The following is a 22,856-nucleotide window of genomic DNA, read 5'->3' on the forward strand; positions in this document are numbered from 1 at the left end:
TGCTCCAGCTCCTCGCATGCGTGATGTGCTGACCCGGAGCTGCCGCCCCCCACGCGGCAGCTCCGGACGTTCCGATGACCGCGGCCGTCAGCCTTGGGCCGCGCCGTTCAGGTCGGCGAGCTGGGACACGGGCACGTCGGCCAGTTCCAGCAGACGCGCCTTGTCCAGGAGCTCGTCGAGTTGGGCGGACCCGGCCGGCATGAGCTTCATCAGCAGGGCGGAGACGGTCAGGTTCCGTACGTCGGCGGTGGAGACCGACCCGAGCACGTTCCTCAGGTCCTCGGTGAAGGACGCGGAACCGTCCAGCCACGGCCTGGCGAGGGCCTGTGCGGTCTTGGAGTGCTGGACGAAGCCGTCGACGCCCTTGCCGAGAGAGATCGAGGACACGAGACGATCCAGGAAGACCGACTCGCCGCCGACGATGTTGATGTCCGCGTTCTCCAGGCCGGTGGCGAGCACGGTGGCCTGCGCCTCGGCGACCTGTCGCTGGACGTCGAGCCCGGCAAGCCGGATGTCCTTCTCCGCCTCCAGCCGCAGCCGGTACTCCTCGTGCCCGCGGGACGCCTCGTCCAGTGCGGCCATCGCCGTGGCCTTCTCGGTGAGGCCCGCCGCCTCGGCCTTGAGCTTCTCACCGATCGCCGTCGCGTCCGCGAGGGCCTTCTCGCGGGCGCCTTCTGCCTCGGCCTTCAGCCGTGCGGCGGTGGCTTCGGCCTCGGCACGGCCGGCTTTCGCGATGGCGTCGGCTTCCTTCTCCCGGACCTGGACGGCGGCGAGACCCTCGGCCGCGGACTCCGCCTGGATTCCCTCCGCGAGCCGGATCTTCGCGCGGGCGTCCAGGTCCGCGGCCTTGTTACGGGCCTCGGCGAGGGTGAGTTCCTCCGCCGCCCTGTGGATCGCGGCCTGCTCGGCGGCCTCCGCGGCCTTGATGTCCTTGACCAGCTGCTCCTGGGCCTCGGCTTCGGCGGCGATGACAGCGGCCTGGCGCAGCCGCTCGGCCTCCTCGACCGCGCGCAGCCGCTTGATGGACTCCTCCTGCTCGGCGACCGTGCGGTCGACCGCGACGCGCTCCCGGACGACCTCGGCGATCTCCCTGCGCTCCGCCTCGACCTCCTTCTCGGCCGCGATACGGGTCAGCTCGGTCTCGCGGTCGCGGGCGATGACCTCCAGGAGGCGGTCCTTCTCGATGCGCTCGTTCTCGATGGCGATGACCCGCTCCCGGTTCTTCGCCGCCACAGCGACCTCGCGGGCCTGGTTCTCCCGCTGCACGCCGAGGTGCTCCTCGGTCCGGAGGAAGGCGCTCTGCGCCCGCAGCCGCTCCTCCTCCACCACACGGGCGGTCTCGGCCTCCTCCCGGGCCCGCACGGTCTCGAGCTCCCGCTTCTGCTTGATCTCGGCGTCCGCCTGACGGCGCTCCAGCTCGAGGATCGCCTCGCGGGCGTCGACGTTCTGCCGGGTGATCTCCTTCTGCTCGTTCTGCCGGTACTCGTTGGTCCGCACATGCTCCACGGCGGTCAGTTCGGTGATCTTCCGAATGCCCTGGGCGTCGAGGATGTTGCTCGAGTCCAGCTGCGCCAGCGGTGTCTGCTCCAGGTAGTCGATCGCCGCGTCCTCCAGGCTGTAGCCGTTGAGGTCGGTGCCGATGACCTGGATGATGCGGTCGCGGAACTCGTCGCGCTTGGTGTAGAGGTCGGTGAAGTCAAGCTGCTTGCCGACGGTCTTGAGTGCCTCGGAGAACTTCGCGTTGAAAAGCTCCTGCAGCGTGGCCTGGTCGCTGGCCCGTGCCGTGCCGATGGCCTGGGCGACCTTGATGACGTCCTCGACGGTCTTGTTGACCCGGACGAAGAACGAGATGCGGATGTCGGCCCGGATGTTGTCACGGCAGATCAGACCGTCCCGCCCGGTACGCGAGATCTCGATGGTCTTCACCGAGATGTCCATGACCTCGGCCTTGTGCAGGACCGGCAGGACGACCTGACCGGTGAAGGTCACGTCGACCTTGCGCATCTTCGACACGATCAGCGCCTTGCCCTGCTCCACCTTGCGGAACAGTCGGCTGATCACGAGCAGCATGGCGATGGCGATGAGCAGGACAAGGGCGACGAGTACGCCGATGCCCAGGGTGATGGCATCCATGAACGGTCCCAGGGGTGAGAGCTGAAGAGTGTGGCGGCCGTCAGCCGCGGGGGTCGAGCACGGTGTCGAAGGGCGTGACCCAGAAGAACTCGCCGGCGTCGTCGTACGCGTACAACAGCCCCGTGCTGCCGAGCGCCAGCCGACTACCGTCGTTCTGCCGGACCTGCACGACGGCGGTGGAGCCGTCCCGAGCCGTGACCTCCGCCTGACCGAACGCGACGTCCACCCAGCCGGTGCGGATGGTGCAGGTCAGACCGATGAAGTCCTGCAGGGACGGCCCGGGTTCATCGGGAAAGAGCTTCACCAACGGCCGTACGAGCAGCCGTGTCAGACGCCAGGAGACGAACAGAGCGGCGAACAGCAGGACAGCACCGAGCAGATGCACAAGCCCGCCCGCCAGTCCCGCCCGGACGAGCAGCACCGATCCGGTCAGGCAGAAGAACCAGGAGCACGCGACCGTCAAGGAGGCGGACACCGAGACGGGGACACCCCCGAGGCCGAACGCATCCGTGTTCACATCGCCGTCGAAACTGTCGGATTCGACGGCGCCGAGGAGGACCAGCAGCCAGAAGCCGATGACCACGACGAGGGCCGTGGTGAACAGCACCGCGGGGAACGTAGTGGCGGCGCGCCAGAACTCGGCCATGATTCTTCCCCCTCGACCCGGCAGAGAGTTTCCGGATTCCGGCATCGGTCTCTCCGTATGCCCCCGGCGGCTTCATGCTGACAGGATGAAACATCTGTGCGCATTGCCGTACACCGGCAGTCTTTACGCTTCCTTGGTGCCGGTGGGCACCGCTCGGCGCCCACATGGCACCCTTGACATCCGCGTCAGGATCCGTCAGTGACGCGTCGAGGAGCGGGGGAGAACCATGGTGGACCGCAGCACGGCCGAGGAGTATCTGGAGGAGTACGCCCAGGTCCTGGCGGCTGCCAGTGCGACCGGCAGGAGGCTCACCCGCGACGAGCTGGAGGCGCTGCGCGCCCGCGGAGAGCGGGCCGCGGAGGCCGGCATCGGACTGCGTGCCCTGGTCCGCGCTCACCTGTCGGCCGCCCAGGAGGTCCGGCCGGCGCTCTGTGGCGTCGCCACGGGTCATCTGCTCGCCGTCGTGGAGCAGGCCGTGGATGCCTTCGCGGAAGGGCACGAGCGGGCCCAGCGGGCGGCAATCCGCCAACAGGAGGCAGCACGAAGGGAGTTCATCGACGACCTCCTTCATGGACGCAGCGACCCGGGCCGGCTCGCCGAACGGGCCGAACGTTTCGGACTGCTGTTGTCCTATGCACACGCAGTCGCTGTGGCGGAGGGGCCGGAGCCGTACGACGACGGCTACCCGGTCACCCGCAGTATCGAGTCCTCACTCCTGACGCGGTTCGGGGACCGCCGCATCCTGCTCACCACGAAGAACGGCCGGCTGATCTGCGTCGCACCGGGCGACGAGCCGGACGTACTGAGCTTCTTCGCCAAGCAGGCCTACGCGGCCACGGATGGTGGCCGAGTCGCCATCGGGCGGGCCCACACCGGCGTCGGCGGCGTCGTCCACTCGTACGAGGAAGCACTGAACGCCCTTGACCTGGCCGCCCGTATGGACCTGGAGGACCCGGTGCTGCACGCCGCGGATCTCCTGGTGTACCCGGTCCTCACCCGCGATCGGCAGGCGATGGCCGACCTCGTGCTGAGCGTCCTCGGTCCACTGCAGCAGGCGCGTGGGGGAGCGCAGCCCCTCATGGACACCCTTGCCGTCTATTTCGACACCGGCTGCGTGGCCGCCGAGGCCGCACGCCGGCTGTCGCTGAGCGTGCGGGCGATGACGTACCGGCTGGAGCGGATCCACAGACTGACGGGAGCCGACCCCGGTGACCCGGTCAACCGTTACACCCTGCAGACGGCGGTCGTCGGCGCCCGGCTCCTCGGCTGGCCCGAGGAGCCTCTCTGACCGATCGGTAGCCGGACTTCGATCCATCGGCCGGGAGTCTGCCCGGGCGGTCAGTGAGCGACCAACTCCTGACCGGTGCGGGCCAGGGCACGTACACGCGCGACCTGTCAGCGTTCGAGGTAGGCGACGGTGCCGGTCCGGCGGGCGGTGTTGATCGCGTCGAGCCGGGCGAAGTTGACCGGACTCATTTCCCGGCGCCAGCCGTCCAGGGGCTTGACCTGCCATTCGGTGTGCTCGTCGGTGAGCTTGATCTTGCTGAGCTGGTCATCGGAGAGGTGGCCGCCGTCGAAGATGAAGCCGATGTGATTGGCGGGCCACGCCGTGCCGGCGGTGATGAAGTGGACTCCGATGAGCTTCTGCGGACCTCGGAAGTCGTAGCCGGTCTCTTCCAGGCACTCGCGTCGGGCGCCGTCCCACGGGGTTTCACCCGACTCCAGGTTGCCTCCTGGCCACTGCCAGATTTCCCTCTTGTTGCGCGAGCGCATCTGGAAGGGATGGCCGGCGGTGTCGGTGAAGTACAGGCAGGCGTACGACGTAGCGCGGGCGATCGTCTCGATGTACTGCTCGGGCGGCAGCCAGGCCGACGTCATGTGGGTTGTCCTTTCTCGGCGCGCTGAGCCGGGATGCCCCGGTCGTTCTGAAGCTCCCACAGTCCCCTGAAGAGGCCGGGTTTCTCTACGATTTCGTCGAAGGTGCCCTGCTGGATGACGCTGCCCCGGTCGAGGACGACGATGCGGTCCGCGACGGCGACGTTGGCCAGGCGGTGGGTGACGAGGACGACGGCGCGGTCCTCGGCGATACGCGGCCGCCTTTCATGCCGGCGATGCCCTGCGGGAGCACGGCCAGGGTGAGCAGAGTCAGTTCGCCGACCGCCCGGATGGCGTACCCCGGGGGACGCCGTGACGGCGTTCTTTCAGAGCCAGCCGCGGCGGCCGGCCTGGATGCTGTCGGCCTCCCCTGGCAAATCCTGTGGTGGCCACCCGGCAGGGGCGGCCACCACAGATTGCGTTCGCCTGCCGTACACGTCGCACTCTCGCCGATGCGTCAGCCCCGCGGATGCTGCTTCACTCCGGCTCAGCGTGCGGTGTTCTCGACCGGCGTGCCGTTCTTCGCACGGGGCCCCGCCGCACTGGCAACGGCCGGGGTCTCCGGCGCGGTGAGTCCGGCGCGTTCGGCGAGCGCACCGCCCTGGAAGCGGCTTTCGGCCCCCAGTTCGTCCAATAATTCGGCGATGTGGCGGCGGCAGGTGCGCAGGGACATGCCCATGCGCCGGGCGATCACCTCATCCTTGGCGCCATCGGCCAGTAGCCCCACCAGCGCCCGCCGCAGGCTGGGGCCGACCTCCTTGTAGGCGGCCTCGCTGCTGCCCCGGAACGGGGTCGCGCCGGACCAGTGCTGCTCGAAGACCCGACAGAGGTATGTCACCACATCAGGGTCCCGGACGAGCACCGCTGCCTCGCCCGATCCGCCCTCCGCACGCCGGGGCAGAAAGGCCACAACTCGGTCGAACACCACAGCTCGGTCGGGCAGTTCGGCGGCAGTGCGGTACTCGGCACCGGCCTCGGTGAGCGTCTCCACGTATCCCTGGGTGGACAGGCTGGAACGTGCCGAGTGCTGATACAGGGTGCGCATCCGGACGCCGCGGCGCAGCATCGCCAGATCCCGGTCGATGGCGTCCCCGAGGCGGTGCGGTGCTCGCCCGCCGCCCGGCTGGATGCTGAACACCTCCTCCCGGCAGCGGGCCGACTCCTCGGTGAGCATCGCCGAGGCGGAGGCCAGGTCGGGCAGCAGGTCGATGCCCTCCCGGCGACCCTGTTCGCGCCGGGCGGCGTGGTAGTACGGCATCAGGGAGTACAGATCGTCGCGTACGGACTGGGCGTGCGCCGCGGCCTGCGCGAGCTGTGCCTCCAACGGACCCACCACTTCCGCCGCTGCGGCGTTCGGGCTGATCGGTATCAGCTCCTCGGGCTTGCCGGGAGCCGGTCTCAGCAGGCGGAGCAGCAGCAGGGTGTGGCAAGCCCCCTCGATCTCCTCCTGGCTCAGGCCGAGGGCCGGGAGCACGTCGGGCGGCCACCGCCTGAGGCTGCCGCGCGACAGTACGTGCTCGAAGACGGCGACGGCCCTCGCGTCCAGCCGTGGCAGCCCGCCCATGTTTGTCCCGATGGTCATGAGTTCCCCCGCAATGCGGCCCTGCGACTTTCGTGCCATGCAGAGTATTGCCAGGTCAAAGCGCTGGACCAACAGGGCTCGCCGGGATGAACTTTGAGGGTCTCGTTGGGCCAAAACCCACCAGGCCGACATACAGGGTGAACCCGTCGGACGCGGGCGTTCACCACCGACCCCACGACCTCCCGACCCAGGAGCTGTCCCATGCCCGCAGCCATCCGCTGTCTTCTCCTCCTCACGGTCCTGCTGGCCGGCGGCGCGTCCGTCGCCGCGCCGGACGGCGGGCCGGGGACGGCCGCCGGGCAGCACCGGGGCGGGACAGGAACGCCCATACCGGTCGCCGGAAGTCTGCTGGACACCAGTTGGGGCGACGGCTACACCCCGCCTCAGATGTAGGGCCTGTCCGGAGGATCACTGACGGCCCGGCCAGGGCCGGCACCGCGCACGCGTCGGCGAAGTCCCGTCCGCCCCGGCGGAATCGGGGCCTCTGGTCCCGGCACCCTGCCCATCCGTTGCGAATTGCGAGGTCGAAGAGCGTGTCGTCACTGCCTGAGTCTCCGCCCGGCCCCGGTCCCCGGCGGGCGCGCGCCGAACCTCCGGCGGACCTCGCGCTGCTGCCCGACCTGGTACGCGCCGTCATCGCTCGGTGCGTGCCCCGGGCGGAGCCGGGAACGGCGACGGAGCCCGGAGCAGAGCGGGGCGGGGCAGCGGACTGGGCCGTCGAACCGGGCGAGTTCTGGTGCCATGTCGTCCCCGCGGGAGTCGTCCGGCGCGCACAGGGGTGGAAGCTCCATGTCTCGGCCACTCCGCTTTCGGCCCCCCTCACCCTGGCCCGGTCCGCTGAGGTGCTGGTCGCCCACCGGGCGCCCTTCAAGTTCGCGTGGAGCCCCGCCCGGGTTGCCGCACTGGTCTCGGGGCGCTTCGCGCGGAGCGGGGGCGGTAAGTTCATCACCGTATACCCGGCCGATGACGACCAGTTCCGGCTGCTCGCCGAAGAACTGCACCACGCCACCGTGGGGCTGCCGGGACCCGCGGTTCTCTCCGACCGGCGTTATGTGCCCGACAGTCAGGTCTACTACCGGTACGGCGTGTTCGCGGGCGTCCGTGAACTGACGGCCGACGGCGCCTTCGCGGCCCGTCTGACCGACCCCGAAGGGCGACCGGTCGCAGACGAGCGGAACGCCTGGTTCAGTCCGCCGGCCTGGGCGGGCGACCCGTTCCCCGACCGCCCGGCCGTCCCGGCCCGCAGCAGTGCCACGGCCAAGCCCGTCCTGCTCAACGACCGCTATCTGGTACGTGGCGCGATCCAGCACTCAAACAAGGGCGGGGTGTTCCGGGCCGAGGACACCGAGAGCGGCGCCCAGGTCGTCGTCAAGCAGGCGCGGCCCCACGTGGGGGCCGGCCTCGAGGGGCTGGACGTCCGGGATCTGCTGCGCCGGGAGGCAGCCCTGCTGGAACGCTTCTCCAGAGCCTGCCCGGACCGGGTCCCGCGGCTGGTCGAGGTGTTCGAGCAGCAGGGCAGTGTGTTCCTGGCTGCCGAGTCGGTACCGGGTGCGACCCTGCGTCGTACCGTCGCACAGTGCCTGGCCCAGGACGGCACCGGCTGCCCCGACGCCCGGACGGCCGATTCCCTGGTCCGGCAGCTGATCGAACTGGTCGGCGCCGCCCACGAACTGGGCATCACCCTGCACGACTTCAACCCCAACAACGTCATGGTCACCCCGGACGGCCGGCTCCTGCTGATCGACCTGGAGATGGCGGCGAGGGAGGGCGAGCGCTGGGTGCTGGGCGCCACCCCCGGCTATACCGCCCCCGAACTGCGCGCCGTCGACCAGGTGGCCCCCGCTCTGGCACCCGGCGCCGACCTGTACGCCCTGGGCGCGACGGTCCTGCACGCGCTGAGCGGCGCCGATCCGCTGTTCGCCGCGGATCGGCCGACGGCCGCCGCCCGGCCGGACGAGGAACGCCTCGCCCAGCTCGTGGGGCTGCTGGCTCGCGACCATCCGCTGGTACGGCGCTTCTCGCCGCTCATCCGGGGGCTGATGCGGGACGACCCCGTCGACCGCTGGACCCTGGAGCGGGCCCGGCAGTTCCTCACCGGGAGACAGCGGTGCGCCTCGCACGCCGACGGCGTCGCGGCACCGCGGCGGGAACCGGTGGCGCGACCGACAGGCCCGGCACGCACGCATGCCCCGGCCTCGAAGACGCGGGAGGCGGAGAGGCCTGACATGGCAGACATACGGGCACGGCTGTTGCACGACGGCATCGCCCACCTCCTGGACGCCATGCGGCCGACCGACACCGAGCGGCTCTGGGGCTCGGATTCCTTTGGCGAGACCTGTGATCCGGTGGCCGTTCAGCACGGCTCGGCGGGCGGCGTGAGCGTGCTCGCCCGGGCACTGCGCCACTGGGACAACCACGGCACCGGATCACCTTCCGTGCAGCCCGTCCAAGCGGCTGCCACGCGGCCTTCCCCTTCGGGCGCCGGGGCGCCTCCCGTGACCTGGGGCGCGCTGCGCGAAGGGCTGCGGTCCGCCGCGCTCTGGACGGCGGACCGGCAGGACGCACTGCCCGGCAACCTGCCCGGGCTGCACTTCGGCCGCTCGGGGACGGCCTGGGCCCTGCTCGACGCCGCGATGGCGCTGGACGACACCGCCCTCGCCGGACGCGCCACCGCGCTCGCCCTGACGCTCCCCGTCCGGTGGCCCAACCCCGATGTCTGCCACGGCGCGGCCGGCTCCGGCCTGACCCAGCTGCACTTCTGGCGCGCCACCGGGGACCCGCGCTTTCTCGACCGTGCCATGCAGGCCGCGGACGGGCTGCTGACGGCGGCTCGGCGTACCCCCGAGGGCACCTTCTGGCCGGTGCCGGAGGACTTCGGTTCCGCTCTTGCGGGCGCCTGGCACTACGGCTTCGCGCACGGCGTGGCCGGAGTCGGCACCTTTCTCCTGCTCGCGGCCGAGACCATGGGGGAGGAACGCTTCCTCACCGCGGCTGTCGAGGCGGGCGCCACCCTGGTCGCAGCCGCCCGCCGCGGACCGGCGGGCGCCCTCTGGCCCGTCGACCGCGCCCGTCATCTCTCCGACTCCCCGGACCTCGCCCGGCACTGGTGCAGCGGCTCGTCCGGCGTCGGCACCTTCCTGCTCCGGCTCTGGTCGGCCACCGGCGCTTCCGACGATGTCATGCTCGACCTGCTGGAAGGCGCGGCCCTCGCCGTCCGGGCCGGCCGGGTGACCGACTCGACGGCCACTTGCCACGGACTCGCGGGCAACGCCGAGTTCCTGCTCGACGCCGCCGAGCTGACGGGCGACGAGCGCCACCTCGCCGGAGCGGAACTGCTGGTCGAGCACCTGGCGGCACAGGCGGTCCTGCACGACGGCCGTCTGCTGGTGCCCGACGAGAACCGCAGGACCGTGCTCGCCGAGTACGCCACCGGTCTGGCCGGAACCCTCTCGCTGCTGCTGCGCATGCGGTTCGGCGGCCCCCGCGCCTGGCTGCCCGAGGGCGAGCGCGCCCACCCCTGAGTATCCGGTGGCCGCCGGCCACCGGCAGCCGGGCCCGTCCGGGACCGGCACCCCCTAGCGACGAAGGAGAACGCCATGATGGAGCACGACATCGACGCCCTGCAGGTCCTGCCCGAGGACATCCGTACCGAGGACGCCCGTGGTGAGGAGCACGCCGCCGCGCTGATCACCGCCTGTCGCTGGCTGACCAGCGGCTGCTGACCGGCCGCCAGGGCTGGGAGACGGACCCCCGGGCCCGCCATCGGAGGGGGCCGGCACGTGGCCGGTCCCCTCCACCGCGTACGGGCCTGCCCCCCGCCATGGATTGACCTATTTGTCCTGATGTAGTCATAGGGTCCGATCGCGGCGCCCCTCTCGGGTGGCCCCGTTTGGATGATCAAAGTAGAGGCGGGTTAGCATATGAGCGCTGCCTAGCTCGAAAGATGAACCTGTGACTGTCAACGACGACTCGTTCACCAACTGGAAGACCCGCGAGGAGATCGCGGAGTCGATGATCCCGATCATCGGGAAGCTGCACCGGGAGCGGGACGTCACGGTCCTGCTTCACAGCCGCTCCTTGGTGAACAAGTCGGTGGTCAGCATCCTCAAGACCCACCGATTCGCCCGGCAGATCGACGGTGAGGAACTCTCGGTCACCGAGACGCTGCCGTTCCTGCAGGCACTCACCACGCTCGATCTCGGCCCTTCGCAGATCGACATCGGCATGCTCGCCGCGACGTACAAGAGCGACGACCGTGGTCTCTCGGTGGAGGATTTCACCGCCGAGGCCGTCGCCGGCGCCACGGGTGCCAACAAGATCGAGCGCAGCGAGGGCCGTGACGTCGTCCTCTACGGGTTCGGCCGCATCGGCCGCCTCGTCGCCCGCCTGCTGATCGAGAAGGCCGGCTCCGGCAACGGCCTGCGGCTGCGCGCCATCGTCGTCCGTCAGGGCGGTGACCAGGACATCGTCAAGCGCGCCTCGCTGCTGCGCCGCGACTCCATCCACGGCCAGTTCCAGGGCACGATCACCGTCGACGAGGCGAACAGCACGATCGTCGCCAACGGCAACGAGATCAAGGTGATCTACGCCAACGACCCGTCGGAGGTCGACTACACGGCGTACGGCATCAACGACGCCATCCTCATCGACAACACCGGCAAGTGGCGCGACCGCGAGGGCCTCTCGAAGCACCTGCGCCCCGGCATCGACAAGGTTGTCCTGACCGCGCCGGGCAAGGGCGACGTCCCCAACATCGTCCACGGTGTCAACCACGACACGATCAAGCCGGACGAGCAGATCCTGTCCTGCGCCTCCTGCACCACCAATGCGATCGTTCCGCCGCTGAAGGCGATGGCCGACGAGTACGGTGTCCTGCGTGGCCACGTGGAGACCGTCCACTCGTTCACCAACGACCAGAACCTGCTGGACAACTACCACAAGGCCGACCGTCGCGGCCGTTCGGCGCCGCTCAACATGGTCATCACCGAGACCGGTGCGGCCTCCGCCGTCGCCAAGGCGCTGCCCGATCTCAAGGCGCCGATCACCGGCAGCTCGATCCGCGTTCCGGTGCCGGACGTCTCGATCGCGATCCTCAGCCTGCGGCTCGGGCGCGAGACCACCCGCGAGGAGGTTCTCGACTACCTCCGCGACGTGTCGCTGACCTCCCCGCTCAAGCGCCAGATCGACTTCACCACGGCGCCCGACGCGGTCTCGAGCGACTTCATCGGCTCGCGCCACGCCTCGATCGTCGACGCCGGCGCCACCAAGGTCGATGGCGACAACGCGATCCTCTACCTGTGGTACGACAACGAGTTCGGCTACTCCTGCCAGGTCATCCGCGTCGTCCAGCACGTCTCCGGGGTGGAGTACCCGACCTACCCGGCCCCGGCGGTCTGATCTCGGCAGATTGCCCGATCCGGTGCCCCGGCAGGCGGGTGGCGGTGGGGCGGCAGCCGATTCCGATCGGCATCCGGTTGCCCTCCCACCGCCACCCGTCGACTGCCGTTCGGCAGCGGAACGGCCCGGCCGCACCGGGCAACCGCCTCGTGAGGGGCGGAACCGGCGGGACCTTGACGCCCCCGCGATGAAAAAACGAAGGGGCGCCCGCCGGCGGAGTCCGGCGAGCGCCCCGATCGACTTGGTCCTGGCGCACTCGGTTGCGCAAGGCTTTCGTCGATTCAATGCCCAGCTTCGCCGTGACCGCTTCCATCGCAGCCCACTCGATGTCGTACTCCGGCTACCAGCGCGGCGATCAGCCGCACTGCGCGACGGAGCAGTTCATCAGGCTACCTGGACAGACGTGCGATGACTCGATCCTCTGATGGAACCGAGCCTCCACTGATCCCCGAGCGGTTCAGGTGGCTGGTGTGTCGGTGTAAGTGCCCCGGCCCGATTCCGGCGGGCCGGGGGGTGAGTGTTGTGTGTGGGATCAGTTGCCGTAGCCGCCGCCAAAGCCACCGAAGCCGTGGTGGCGGATGACGCGGAAGCTGCCGACGACTCCATTCTTGACGTGTACGCCACCCTCGACCTCGTGGACCCGGATGCCGTCGCTCTGGCTGAAGGGGCCGACGACGGCGATGGGGGCGCCGTTGTCGCAGGTGGCGCCGCGGAAGACCTCGACGGTCTTGCGGCTGTCGTTGCGGACGTTGAGGGTCTTGGAGCCGAGGCCGCTGACGACGGTGATGCAGCCGCCGTGCTCTTCAGCGGAGTAGGTGCGCTCGTTGATGTGGATCCTGCCCTTGAAGTGGCGGCGCCCTCCCTCGTTCTCCTCCTCCTCTTCGCCTCTTTCGTTGTTGTTGCCCTTGCCGCCGCCGCCGACGTCGCCGCCCTGGGGAGCAGTGGCCTGCTGGACGGCGGGGGCGGCCTGGACAGCGGGGGCGGCCTGGACCGGCTCGGCGGGGGCCGCTGAGGCATAGGTGATGCCGGTGGCGGCCAGTGCCGCTGCGGCTGCGACCGCGGCGGTGATCGCGGATGAACGGATATCCATGTGACTTCTCCTGTCTGACAGGCCGGCTTAGCGGCCGGCTCGTGAATGAACATACTTGTGATCGTCATACCGGACATGTCGGACACGCCGACAATTTTCGTGTCGCGGGCCGATTGGGGGATCCGGGGCACGTCGCATGCGTGTCCGGCGGCCTGAACGCACATCAACTGGCCCGAAAAGACGCTGGGTTGGTAATGACTCTGGGCCGTTCAGGGGACTTTCCCGTCGACTGTCCGTCCGGCAGGAGCGTGTCGCTTGTGGGTATGGTGCGGGCGGGGGTCGGAGCTGCTGGACGGGATCGTTCGAGAGGGTGACCGGCGCATGGTGGCTGTCGGTCGAAGTCAGTGCATATACGGCCGAGTTGGTCGAAAGGGGCGACGGCAACGGCAGTCGGCTCGTGGTCCGTAATGGCTACTCCCGGCAGCGAGGTCGTGGGTGGGCGACGGCGAGCAGTTCTCCCGGGCGATCCTCCCGCCCGCGACCGTCACCCGGCTGACGGTGCAGCAGCAGGCCGGCCACGCCGCGTCCGCGCCTGTTCTGAGAAGGCTTCCGCCTACCGCTCAACGGGCTTGATCAGTCGAACAAGGTTCCTTTTCGGGTGATCCCACGACGGTCGAGCAGCAGGGGCCGGCTTCGAGGGCGGCACCGACGGCCTCGTTGTCGCAGGTCACGGTCCGCGCGTCGGAACCACCCGGGAATTGCGCAGCAGAGTCGGCACTGCCCGGCTGCTGCCCCGGCTTGTCGCCGGCCGCACGCGCGCCTCGGGTCGAGCGGCCGCCCGGAAATGTCGCCTCCCCGCACCCCAACCGTCCGCCGCGCGTGAACTCCCGGAAGGTGCCGGCGGATTACTTGGCCCCTGGTGTCTGAGCCAGGGCGCGGGGGCACCTGGGGGCCGGTCGCATGTAGCAGCTTGTCCCGGTGCCGTCGGGTATTCGCCGGGATTCCCGTGCAGGTGGCATCACCGGACGGGTCGACCCGCTTCGCTCGGGCCGCCGAGGCGGTGGCGCTGGGCCGTCAGGGCCGAGCGCGCGGCTTGGTCGGCGGCTGAGTGGGGCGACGAGGCGTACGTCGTGACTGATGCAGAGTCATGCCGACCCTCATGGCTAACGGCGAGTCAGGGTTTCCTGATGTGGGCGTTGGTAGACGCGAAGGTCGGGGTGAGGCTGCCGATGGGGTGACGAAGTGTCAGAACTCGCCCCATCGGGCTAAGCGCGAACTCAGCGAGCCGGTGGACCAGCAATGTTGGCGCGGCGTCAGGCCGTCCGGAATGCGATTCGCGTGGGGGTGTGGACACGTTCGGCCGATGTCGGCATCACGCCTTCGGCATATCCGATATGAAAGGAAAATTATCGGTTAGTACTTTCACTGGAAGCCGACTGGTCGGCTGATGTCTCTGAGACAAGGAGATGTGACATGAGTACGCGTACCGTCGCCGTGACCGCTGTGCTTGCGGGCGCTGCGACTTTGGCTGCCACTGGTATCACCTACGCCTCGGCCCCCCAGGCCCCCGCTGCCTTGCCCCGGCAGGCTGCCCCGGCTCCCGCCCCCGCCCCTGCTCCCTTTGGCGGTGACAGCGGCAATCGCGAGAAGGGGGCCGGCGGCGACAGCTACGACCGGGAAGAGGGCGGGCGCGGCCGGGAAGGGGGCGGGCGCGACCGGCGAGAGGGGAGGCGCGGCAGGGGAGAGGGCAGGATCGAGGTCAATGAGCGGACGTACTCCGCTCGCCCGGATGGCTGCATCACCGTGGTGAGCGGTCTGGGATCCACGTCCTTCAACGTCAGGAACGACAGCTGGAAGACCGTCGAGTTCTTCCGTGGGGTGACCTGCGGCAATGGCGCGCCCATCGCCACGATCGGCCCCCACGGCTTCAGCGCCGGTATCGCACCCGGCAGTGTCGACGGGACTGTGCACGTCGACAACGGAGTCGTGGGCAGCTTCCGTGTGTTCGAAGAGTTCGACCACGACGGGTTCGACCACGGCGAGTTCGACGACGACGAGTACTGATCAGGGCCACCTGCCCATCAGGGAGCCCCGGCCCGCCGGAATCGGGCCGGGGCTCCCGGCATGTGGGTACTTCTGCTCGCTGCCTCGCTCTGCATGGGGCATCACGAGGCTCACGCCTGATGCCCTATACACCCGCTACGCCATATTAAGCGTTAACCGGGCGCCCCGCGTGTCGCCGCGGGCGGCCCCGGGCAGTTGCAGCATGCCGGCCCGGCTCCATGGGGCCCTGCCGCCTGCCGTGGTCGGGCGAGGTGTGCGCACCACCGCTTCCGCCGACCCCTTCACGCGTGCGGCTGCCGGTTGTGGATTTTGGGTCGGTCGCGCCGGGCCTTTCGGGGGATGTGCCCCATGTGACCTGCCGGGCCGGACCGCCCGTGCTGCCGGCCCCGCCAACGGGCGGCAGGCAGGTGTCCGCGGCCAATGGGGTGACGGTGCGGCACCGACGGGCGGCAGCCGGTGCGGCCATCATGCGTCGGCCGGGACGGCCGGTATTGCTGCTTTCGGGTGGTCGAAACGAAAATAGTGCACGTTGGTGCCGGGGGCTGGGGCAGGCGATGTCACGGTGGGCCCACTGCCCTCTGACTGTGAGAGTGTCATGACACTGCTGGCCAAGCTTTTCACACAGCCGAAAGACCCGGCTGACGCGGCCCTGTCGCGGCAGCTGGAGGAAAGCATCGAGAGCGCCGGCTACTGGGTGCACAGGATGCCCAGGGAAGCTGCTCGCCTGGCGCGGAAAGTCCGCCGGTACACCACCGCCTCAGCAGTACTCAGCTTCGTCACGGCACTTGTGGTCTGGCCCGTTGTCGATGAGTCTTCGCAGCTCACGGCGCAAGTACTCGTCTGTGTCATGTCGGGCCTGGCCGCTTTGGCCGTCGCCATCCCCCATGCTCTTGGCCTGAGCGACCGCAGTGACGAGTCCATCAGGCTGTGCGGCGCATACGCCGAGGTCTACCGCGAACTGCTCGACGCGCGACACAGGTTCACCGCAGGCTCCAGGACGGATGCGTCCCGCTGGGCAGACGTCATCCGCCGGTTCGAGGGTATTCAGAGACGCAAGGAAGTCCTGGCGCTCGAGGACGGCGACGCACACACCGAACGTGCCTTTGCTGCTGCGCCGGCCAACGGGGGCGGGTGGCCGGGAGCTGCCGTTCCGGGGGAATCGCGGCAGATCACGGAGTCGTTGCTGCTCCCTGCGAGGGTGCCTGCGCCAGGCGGGCGGACGGTGGCCGTCGATGGCGTGGCCGCCGACGACGTGGCTGTTCTGGCCGCGCTCGTCCACATGCTGACGAACGGGAGCGGGGGGCGGCATGAGCCCGCGTACGTTCCCGTGCGCCGCCGGTACCCGCGCCGGCCCCGTGCCCGGGCCAGGCGGCGCATTCACCGGGCGGTGCTGGAGGAACTCGCCGGCCGCGGCCTGCCGGGTCCGGTGCGAACGATCCTCGGTTCATCCCGCGTGCGCGTCACAAAAGGATATGAATCGGTCCGTCCGGGCCTCGCAGGCGGGCAGAGTCCGGATCCGGCCATGCTCTCCGGTGTGACGCCGCGCACACATCTGGTGCCCCCGACCCTGCCCGCTTCGCCGCCGGTGTCCTCACAACAACTTTCGTGAAGGTCACGTGGCGGGCACGATGCCGTGGGCATGGATGTGACCGCAGCCCGCTCAGTCCGGGGGCGGCCCGCACAAGGGGCCGGCCCCGGTGGGACCGGGATCCAGGGCGGCCGCTGTGCACGGCTGCCGCGCTACGTCGTCATCGCGCGGGAGTCTCGCCGGCGCGGTCGACTGCGGCCACGGTGAGGATCGCGGAGGTGCCGACAACGGTCCCGGCCGGGCCGGCGTCATCGGCTTCGGTGAGGACTGATGCGTCGAGCGGGGCGTCGGCAGGCCCGCCTCGCGCACCAGGCCGGGGCGACTGCCGTCGGCGGACAGCCATACCTGCCGCGTGTGCTCGGGAGCCAGGGCCATGGAGTCTCCTGCGGCGCTCTGCCCGGCGTTGGCGACCTTGCTCTCGACGTACACGAACTGGTCGGCTCGGACCGCCGGTTGCTTTCCTTCGGCAGCGGTGAGTGCGATGCGGTCGAGGAGTTGCGTCACTTCGGGTGCCCGGGGGTGCCGCCACCCGTGACCGCGGTGGTGTCGTGCCTGGACGTGTCCGCGAGGTTCACCGCCACGACGCCGCCGGCGGCCGAGACGCAGGCGATCAGCCGGCGCCATGACCCGGACCGGACGCCGGCGCGGGGCCCGGGTGGTGACGCTGCCCGGCGGTTCGGCGAGGGCAGCCTTGCGCACCAGCGCTTTCCTCGGCAGCGGTTCACGGTCGGGATCCAGGCCGGGTACCGGCGGCGGGGGCAGCAGGCCGACGAGGCCGAGGCGCCCTGGGGAGGTCCACCCGTCACGCGGCTCGATCTCTGGCCGCGAGCTGGCGGCCCGCACTCAGTCCGGCACGGCCACGTCCACGCCGCAGCAGGCGAGCTTCCTGCCCTCCGCGCCGCATGGCTCACCACCAGGCGCGCCCAGCCAGCAAGGTGTCCATGGTCAGCTCGACGCGCTCGCTGTTGGCGTCGTAGCCGAACATGCGGGTGGGCGCGTTGAGCGCCTCGGTGTGGCTGGGGTAGGTGAAGTACAGGAGTTCGCCGCAGTATTCGGCGGCGTCGTCCAGGAGCGATTCCTGGCAGGTGCCCAGGACTGTGATGCCATGTTCCTGCGTGCTCTTGGCGAGGGCGCCGAGGACCTCTTGACGATGGTGTGTGCCGAGGGAATCGCCCAGTTCGTCGAGGATGAGCACGCGGCCGCGTGGATGGGGTGAGGCGAGGAGGGCGGCCAGGACGAGGTGGATCGAGAAGAGCTTCTCCTGCGCCGAGTTGGTGATGTTGTCGTAGGGCAGCAGGGGGCCGTGAGGGCTACGCCGCCAGTACGGTGTGACGTCGCAGCGCCACACGTCCTGCAGTGAGGGCGGTGGGGTGAGCGCACGGCGGAGTTCGGCACCGTACAGGCCGGCGTCGCGGTTCAGCGTGACCAGGGCGTCTTCGATGTCGCCCAGGGCCTGTTCGAGCCGTAGGGCGATGCTGCCCTGCATGATGTGCAGGCTTTCGCGAAGATCGGCGACTTTCTGCTCGCCGAAGGCGATACGACTGGCCCGCTGGGCGCGCTCGGCTGCGATGCGATCAGCGGCCGAGGTGTCGGAGTCGGCGAAGCGGTCGAGCCAGTCCTGGAGAGCGCGGGCGGGCGCTTCGAACGCGGTGGCATCGGCGAACGGGCGGCTGCCACTGTCGTCGGCGAGGTTGTTGCGGCGTCGGACGGCGTCCTGTAGCGCGGTGGTCGGAGCACCGGCACCCGTGTCGGTGTCGATACCGACCGCTTCGAGGGCGTGGTCGAGGTGGCGGCCGGCCCGCTGGCGCAGCGTGCTCTCGCTGCGACGTTCGGATTGCGGGGTCTGCCGGCCGGCGACCACGGCTGAGGTCGTGGTCCGGCGCAGGGCGCGGAGGGCGGCTGCGCGGCTGCCGCCGTGCTCCTGCCAGTAGCTGATGTCGAGAGCGGCGATCTGCTTCTTGAGGGCTGCTTGTTGTCCGGCGCCCTGCCGTTCGACCGACCGGGCCTTGTCGATCACACTCTGGGCTTGAGCGTGTTGGAGAGTGCGGGTGGCGTGGGCGACGACCGCTTTCTGCAGGGCGCTTTCCGCAGCGCCCCGTGCGAGCTGGTGGGCCGCGGTCCGGAGCTGGAGAGCGGCGAGTTCGCGTTCGAGCGAGGGGCGCTGGGACCGCAGGTGAGCGGCCAGTGCGGCGGCCTCCAGACGGTGGACGAGTTCCTCGCTCCGCGCCTCGGCTTCCTCGGCCTGGTCACACAGCCGGTGTGCCGTGGCGAGGTTCTGCTCGGCTCGTGCCGCTTCGGTCCGACGACGGCCGACGAGGGCGGCTCGGCCGGTGAACGGTTCGGTGAACCCGCCCAGCACGTACAGGCCGAGCGCGTCATCGACCGCTGTCTCCGGGGCGTGTTCCAGGCGCATGCGCCTGGCCAGGACATCCAGGAAGCCCCGCACGGGGTCGCCGGAGCGTTCGTCCGTATCGGGTACGGCGATCAGGACGACGCCCGGTCGGCCGGCCAGGGCTCTGCGGGCGGCGGGGACGTCGGATGCCCTGATGCACACGGCGTCGCCGTACAGCGCCAGGCGCGGCTCCCATGCGGAGCGCTCCTCACGGGGCAGGCCGAGCCCGTCGAGCAGCCCCGTGGCGCTGATTCCCGCCGTGCTCAACGTGCTGATCGTCCGTCCGGCGGCGCCGTAGCGTCCTTCCTCGGCTCGGGAGAGGTCCTCGCGGGCATGCTGAAGCCGCGCGTCGGCCTCGGCCAGGCGGACCTCGCAGGCGAGGGTGACCTGATGGGCCCTGCGTGCCTCGTGGCGGGCGTCATCGAGATGCCCCCGAGCCCCGGCTGCGGTGTCCTCGGCTTCTTCGAGAGCCTGGTTGTGCGATGCGAGCCGGTGGCGTGCACCGCTCGCGTCTTCGTGGGCCTGATACAGCAGCCGCTCAGCGGTCTGTTCGGCGAGTTCCGCTTCGCTGCGCTGGTGTTCCAGGCGCGCGGGGTCTTCGAGCGTACGCTGGACGGCTTCGGCTGATTCACGCTCGGCCCGGGCTCGTACGAGCGTCTCTGCTTGATCGTCCAGTGCGGATTGCAGCTGTTCGGCGCGCTCGAGAGCGTCGAGCAGGCCGCGGGCGTAGTGGAGGGCCCACAGCTCCTGGGCGCGGACGAGTTCCTCGCGCGCGGTGCTGCGCTGGGTGACGGCACGCAGGGCTCGTTCCTCGATCGCGTGACTGCTGCTGTCCTCCGCCCGGCTGGTCTGCAGCTCGTGCTCTGCCTGGCTCAAGTCATGGCGCAGGGAGGCGTCCGTGTCCAGGAGCGCGGCGCGGCCGGTGAGTTCGATCAATGCGGTGCCGATCCCCGCAGGGGTGAACGGGCCGGTGTCGAGCTTGAGGAGGGAGGGCCCGCCGCGCCGTTTCCCCCGGGAGGTCAGGAAAGCGAGGCAGCGGGGGACCGGCCCGTACAGGGCGGTCGCGTACTGGGTGGCCCCCAGGGAGGACGCCGACGGCAGTCCCCGGTAGATCTCGACGGCCTGATGGTGGCGCTCGTCGTCGTCGTGGGCCGTGGCCAGGTGGACGCCGGGGGCGTGCCGGACCTCGACGTAGGTCGGAGTGGCGGACAGCTTCATCCATACGGTGTGGGCGGTGCCGACGACGTCGTCGGGGGCGGCGAAGAGCCCGGCGATATAGCCGGTGGTCGCGGGGGCGTAGCCCTGGGCGGCCACCCCGGCGGTCCGCGGCTCGAAGAGCAGGTCCGCGACGGTGGCCGGACCGCTGCTGTGCATCCGCCATTCCGGGTCGCCGAGGAGCAGGGCGACGGAGGCCAGCCAACTGGTCTTCCCGGATTCGTTCGCATCCCTGGGGCCTTTTCCGGAGACGGCGACGAAACAGCCGGGGATGAGTCCGACCGCGGTGGAGGGGTGCCGGGCGATGTCGAAGGTCTGGATGCACAGCAGCTGCCGGTCACCGATGATCCCGAGGCTCATCGGGGCATCGTGCGGAGGCTGTGCTCCTTGCGGCGAGGTGAGGGTGGTCATGGTGCCGTCTCGCACGAGGGGCCGGGTCCGCGGCCTGGGTGCGGCTGCTCTTGGCGGCGCCGGCGGATGGCCTGTGCGTACATCGAGTCGGGTCGGGTGACCAGTACCAGGTCCTCCCACAGTCGGGTGGACTGAGCGTCGGTGAGGCGCAGCAGCGCGGGGCCGGGCAGCAGGGTGCGGTGGACGCCTTCCCGCAGCAAGCGGCGGGCCTTGAGGCGGCGCACCGCCGGACGCAGTTGCTCATAGGTGAAGTACGGGTTGGCGTACAGCTCCTCGACGCTCGTACCGGGCCCGTCCGTGAGCCAGGTTGCCGTGCCGTGCACACCGCGGGCTCTGGGGGCCGCCACGGTACGCAGCAACACCAGCACCAGCACCGCCCGGTCCACAGGGGGCAGGACACCGATGCCCTCGGCGGCCAGGCGCTCGGCCACGCCGTCGTCGTAGCCGCTGGTGAAGCCCGTCACTCCGTGGTGCTCGCGGATCAGCAGCGTCCGGCCGAGCGTGGCCAGACGACGGGCGACAACCGCCCGCAGCGCATCGCTCTGCAGGGCGGGAAACGCCGCGCGAGGCACGAGACCGTCCGCGGTTTCCACCGCCGCGACGGCGGCCCGGACCTGTGTCTCGTCGTGGTCGGAGAGCGGTGCCTCACTCATCATCGTCCTCCCGCATCGGCGGGACGTCGTCCGGGCCCGGGAGCAGATCGTGGAAGCGCCGCATGGTCTCGGCGAAAGTCTCGGGCAGCGCGGCCACCGCCGGTCCCAGCCGCAGCCGGCGACCGTCGCGAACGATCAGCAACAGCCATTCCAGTTCGCCGTCCAGGGCGGCCTTGGCGAACTTCACGTCCAGCCCGATGTCACCGGCCATGTCCAGGATCTCGGCCCGCTCGAAAGGACGGCCCGGGTACGGGTGCATGCGCGGGTCCGGCCACGCCTGGGCCAGACACAGGGCAAAGGTGATCGTCTGGGTCGGGGTGAGCCGGGCGACGGGGTAGGTGCCCAGTTCCTCCGGAACCGGAGCCTCTGACCAGCCCAGTACGAACGCACGGCGGGGCGGGCCCGGACGGCCGACGGCACCGGCCGGTGTCGGCCACGGGCAGTCGCACTCCACCAGACTGCGCCCCGCGACATGAGCCGCGTCGTCGGCCTGCGTCACGAGGCTCGCCGGAACACGGTCAGGGGCGAGTGCGCCGCCTGCCCGGGCGGCGGCGAGGATCAGCGCCGTCTCAAGATTCTTCATCACCTTGCTCGCTTGCCGCCAGAGCGGGCGACTGAGGGTGTGCAGGGGTTTCCGTGCGGTGCACCGTGACCGGGTGGAGGTGAGTCACCCACGCCTCGCGGTCGATGACCAGCTCGGTGCCGATCTCCACCCGGTACGGTGCGTGGGCATCGGCATCCAGCATGATCAGGTCCGCCAGGAGCCGGACGGCCCGCGGCCACCGCGATCGACGCAACTCCTCCGTCATCTCGGCCCGGCTCCGTTCCAGGAGCATGCGGTCGGCGGCCCGCTCGCGCCGTACCCGTTCCCGTACAGCTCGCTCGACCACCGCGCCGAACGGATCCCGGTCGGGGGACCCCTTGGGTACCGGGGGCCGGCAGCGCACCCGATGACGAGGGATGAACGCCTCCAAGGCGTCCACGACAGCCCCGGCATCGAGCCACACCTGCGGTGCATCCACCACCAACGCGAGGCCGGCCTCCGCGAGCTGCTCCGGCGGGGCGTCCCGGGCGGCCTCCAGATACTCCTCGGCCGACAGGACATCGAAGTCCAGCGTCGTCCCGGCGTGGTCCAGCACACGCAGCAGAGCCTGTGCGGCCCAATGCGCGTACCGCTGCTCGGCCTCGACCATGACGACAGCCTTGTGGGCGAGGTCGACGTCCCTCGGGAAGTGGCGGTTCACCTCGTGATTCAGCCGCAGCACCCGCTGGTCCAGGCCCTGGTGGTGGTACTGCCACTGGTCCTCCATCAGCTCGTTCAGCGTGCCGTCGAGAACCAGCGCTTCCAGCTGCACGGCGAATGTCTGGAACACCCACTGGCAGAACACGATGTTGTGGGCGACCGCTTCACGGTCAGGGTGCTCGCGGTCGAGGAGTTCCTGCGTACGGTCCAGCAGGGCGATCAGCTCGTCGATACCACCGCGGCTTTCCAGCCGGTCGCAAATCATCAGGAAGACCGTGCCGAGCGGATGGAAGGAGTGCCGCAACTGGTGCCTCTTGGACCGGTGGGGACGAATGAGCCGCTCCTTCTCGAAGACTTCCCACCGGGACTCGAACGCCTCCGCTGAGTAGTCAGGAGACGCATGCTGCGTGATCCACTCCCACACCTGGGTCTTCGTTGCCCCACCCTGAGCGCTGTGAGCGGCGAATCCTTCCGCGATGTCCCGGGTGATCCGCAGAGGCACACGGTCGGTGACCGTGCCCCCGCCATGGCGTGCAGCCGCCCCCAGAAACGTCCGCAGGTTGTCGGACTGCTGGGCGTCACTGAGCCGCCGGTTTGCGTGATCGTGGGTGACTTCATGCACGGGAC

17 protein-coding genes are annotated in these 22,856 nt (G+C 70.0%); 8 read left to right on the top strand and 9 right to left on the bottom strand.

Features of this window, described 5'->3' with window-relative positions:
• Nucleotides 1-87: 87 nt before the first annotated feature.
• Together ABD858_RS33620 and ABD858_RS33625 are read right to left on the bottom strand one after the other, a co-directional pair.
• Entirely contained in the window at nucleotides 88-2,133 is a 2,046-nt protein-coding gene (locus tag ABD858_RS33620) for an SPFH domain-containing protein (protein WP_345033791.1), read from the bottom strand.
• Between the two features lie 40 nt (nucleotides 2,134-2,173).
• The gene (locus ABD858_RS33625) at nucleotides 2,174-2,779 is read right to left on the bottom strand and encodes a hypothetical protein (RefSeq protein WP_345033789.1); all 606 of its coding nucleotides are present in this window, start codon (nucleotides 2,777-2,779) and stop codon (nucleotides 2,174-2,176) included.
• Nucleotides 2,780-3,005: 226 nt separating this feature from the next.
• Here ABD858_RS33625 and ABD858_RS33630 point away from each other — a divergent pair, with 226 nt between their 5' ends.
• On the top strand, nucleotides 3,006-4,067 hold the full coding sequence (locus tag ABD858_RS33630; RefSeq protein ID WP_345033787.1) for a PucR family transcriptional regulator: 1,062 nt from the start codon (nucleotides 3,006-3,008) through the stop codon (nucleotides 4,065-4,067).
• Nucleotides 4,068-4,174: 107 nt separating this feature from the next.
• Here the strand turns inward: ABD858_RS33630 and ABD858_RS33635 are convergent, their stop codons facing one another.
• Together ABD858_RS33635 and ABD858_RS33645 are read right to left on the bottom strand one after the other, a co-directional pair.
• On the bottom strand, nucleotides 4,175-4,657 hold the full coding sequence (locus tag ABD858_RS33635) for an NUDIX domain-containing protein (protein WP_345033786.1): 483 nt from the start codon (nucleotides 4,655-4,657) through the stop codon (nucleotides 4,175-4,177).
• 484 nt (nucleotides 4,658-5,141) lie between these two features.
• Nucleotides 5,142-6,236: a hypothetical protein gene (locus ABD858_RS33645; protein WP_345033784.1), complete on the bottom strand. Its 1,095-nt coding sequence runs from the start codon at nucleotides 6,234-6,236 to the stop codon at nucleotides 5,142-5,144.
• A 201-nt stretch (nucleotides 6,237-6,437) separates the two neighbouring features.
• Between ABD858_RS33645 and ABD858_RS33650 the strand changes: the two genes are divergently transcribed.
• The 5 genes from ABD858_RS33650 (at nucleotide 6,438) to ABD858_RS33670 (ending at nucleotide 12,058) form a co-directional block, all read left to right on the top strand.
• Complete coding sequence (locus ABD858_RS33650; RefSeq protein WP_345033783.1) at nucleotides 6,438-6,629, top strand: hypothetical protein; 192 nt, start codon at nucleotides 6,438-6,440, stop codon at nucleotides 6,627-6,629.
• Between the two features lie 140 nt (nucleotides 6,630-6,769).
• The gene (gene lanL / locus ABD858_RS33655; protein ID WP_345033782.1) at nucleotides 6,770-9,757 is read left to right on the top strand and encodes a class IV lanthionine synthetase LanL; all 2,988 of its coding nucleotides are present in this window, start codon (nucleotides 6,770-6,772) and stop codon (nucleotides 9,755-9,757) included.
• Nucleotides 9,758-9,832: 75 nt separating this feature from the next.
• Entirely contained in the window at nucleotides 9,833-9,958 is a 126-nt protein-coding gene (locus ABD858_RS33660; protein WP_345033780.1) for an ALQxL family class IV lanthipeptide, read from the top strand.
• A 229-nt stretch (nucleotides 9,959-10,187) separates the two neighbouring features.
• Nucleotides 10,188-11,633, top strand: a complete 1,446-nt coding sequence (locus ABD858_RS33665; RefSeq protein ID WP_345033779.1) for a glyceraldehyde-3-phosphate dehydrogenase — start codon at nucleotides 10,188-10,190, stop codon at nucleotides 11,631-11,633.
• Between the two features lie 284 nt (nucleotides 11,634-11,917).
• Entirely contained in the window at nucleotides 11,918-12,058 is a 141-nt protein-coding gene (locus tag ABD858_RS33670) for a hypothetical protein (protein WP_345033777.1), read from the top strand.
• A 107-nt stretch (nucleotides 12,059-12,165) separates the two neighbouring features.
• Here the strand turns inward: ABD858_RS33670 and ABD858_RS33675 are convergent, their stop codons facing one another.
• Nucleotides 12,166-12,723, bottom strand: coding sequence for a hypothetical protein (locus tag ABD858_RS33675; protein ID WP_345033776.1), 558 nt, complete (start codon nucleotides 12,721-12,723; stop codon nucleotides 12,166-12,168).
• A gap of 1,413 nt (nucleotides 12,724-14,136) precedes the next feature.
• On the opposite strand from ABD858_RS33675, the gene ABD858_RS33680 reads away from it, so the two are divergent.
• Both ABD858_RS33680 and ABD858_RS33685 read left to right on the top strand, forming a co-directional pair.
• Nucleotides 14,137-14,727 (top strand): hypothetical protein, encoded by a 591-nt coding sequence (locus ABD858_RS33680; RefSeq protein ID WP_345033774.1) that lies wholly within the window; start codon nucleotides 14,137-14,139, stop codon nucleotides 14,725-14,727.
• A 595-nt stretch (nucleotides 14,728-15,322) separates the two neighbouring features.
• Nucleotides 15,323-16,336: a hypothetical protein gene (locus tag ABD858_RS33685; RefSeq protein ID WP_345033772.1), complete on the top strand. Its 1,014-nt coding sequence runs from the start codon at nucleotides 15,323-15,325 to the stop codon at nucleotides 16,334-16,336.
• Between the two features lie 886 nt (nucleotides 16,337-17,222).
• Here ABD858_RS33685 and ABD858_RS33690 read toward each other — a convergent pair.
• Genes ABD858_RS33690 through ABD858_RS33705 form a run of 4 tightly spaced genes read right to left on the bottom strand, consistent with a single transcriptional unit; the run spans nucleotide 17,223 to nucleotide 22,851 of the window.
• Entirely contained in the window at nucleotides 17,223-20,282 is a 3,060-nt protein-coding gene (locus tag ABD858_RS33690) for a coiled-coil domain-containing protein (RefSeq protein WP_345033771.1), read from the bottom strand.
• A gap of 47 nt (nucleotides 20,283-20,329) precedes the next feature.
• A complete protein-coding gene (locus ABD858_RS33695; protein ID WP_345033770.1) occupies nucleotides 20,330-20,986 on the bottom strand; it encodes a hypothetical protein in 657 nt (218 codons plus the stop codon).
• Complete coding sequence (locus ABD858_RS33700; protein WP_345033769.1) at nucleotides 20,979-21,569, bottom strand: hypothetical protein; 591 nt, start codon at nucleotides 21,567-21,569, stop codon at nucleotides 20,979-20,981. The genes ABD858_RS33695 and ABD858_RS33700 overlap by 8 nt, the downstream gene beginning before the upstream one ends.
• On the bottom strand, nucleotides 21,556-22,851 hold the full coding sequence (locus ABD858_RS33705; RefSeq protein ID WP_345033767.1) for a hypothetical protein: 1,296 nt from the start codon (nucleotides 22,849-22,851) through the stop codon (nucleotides 21,556-21,558). The genes ABD858_RS33700 and ABD858_RS33705 overlap by 14 nt, the downstream gene beginning before the upstream one ends.
• Nucleotides 22,852-22,856 lie beyond the last annotated feature (5 nt).

The organism is Streptomyces sannanensis, from assembly GCF_039536205.1.
Taxonomy (GTDB): domain Bacteria; phylum Actinomycetota; class Actinomycetes; order Streptomycetales; family Streptomycetaceae; genus Streptomyces; species Streptomyces sannanensis.